Origin of the sequence: Catenulispora pinisilvae (assembly GCF_015356865.1) — a bacterium.
GTDB classification, from domain to species: Bacteria; Actinomycetota; Actinomycetes; order Streptomycetales; family Catenulisporaceae; genus Catenulispora; species Catenulispora pinisilvae.
Genome location: NZ_JAAFZA010000539.1, coordinates 1 through 869, shown reverse-complemented (window position 1 = coordinate 869; position 869 = coordinate 1). Strand labels below are relative to the sequence as shown.

The 869-nt window shown below is 65.5% G+C and carries 1 protein-coding gene; it reads right to left on the bottom strand.

Features of this window, described 5'->3' with window-relative positions; genetic code table 11:
• The coding region (locus IZR01_RS49365) for a condensation domain-containing protein (RefSeq protein WP_323747332.1) at nucleotides 1-853 on the bottom strand (853 nt) is incomplete at its 3' end.
• Between the last annotated feature and the right edge of the window lie 16 nt (nucleotides 854-869).

Sequence of the window (869 nt, the reverse complement as noted above, 5' to 3'; positions counted from 1 at the left end):
GACGCTCGGCCTCATCGAGCATCGGGATCGAGTGCAGGGGCAGGCTCGGTTCGGTGGCCGCCGCCTGCACCAGGCGCTGCAGCCAACCCAGCATCCGCTCCACCGTGGCGGCATCGAACAGATCTGTCGCGAAGTCCAGGGATCCGACGATTCCATCCGGTGCGCCGTCGGCGGTGAAGGACTCGGACAGGTCGAACAGCATGTCGAACTTCGCCGCACCCGCCTGCACCGGCTCCGCCTGCACTTGCAAGCCCGGCATGGCCAGGTCCGCGGCCGGGGCGTTCTGGAAGGACAGCATCACCTGGAACAGCGGATGCCGCGCCATCGAACGCGCCGGGTTCAACACCTCCACCAGACGCTCGAACGGCACATCCTGATGCCCGAACGCCGACAGATCGGAATCACGGACACGATCAACAAGCTCTGCGAACGTTGGATCGCCGGACACATCAGTCCGCAAAACCAACGTGTTCACGAAGAACCCGACCAGGTCATCCAGCGCATCATCCAGGCGACCGGCGACAGCAGTCCCGATGGGAATATCTGTGCCGGCACCCATCCGCGACAGCCACGCCGCGACCGCAGCCTGCACCACCATGAACACACTGGCACCCTGCCGCTGGGCCAGATGCACCAGGGCACGATGCGCATCCGCATCCCACCGCACCGGCACACGATCACCGGCATGTGAGGCAACCACCGGGCGAGGGCGATCGAACGGCAGCTCCAGTTGATCCGGAGCACCAGACAGAGCGTCTCGCCAGAAGCCGATCTGCTGGGAGTAGACACTGTCGGGGCCGTTCTCGTCGCCGAGCAGTTCCCGCTGCCACAGGGTGTAGTCCGCGTATTGCACCGGCAACGGCTCCCAC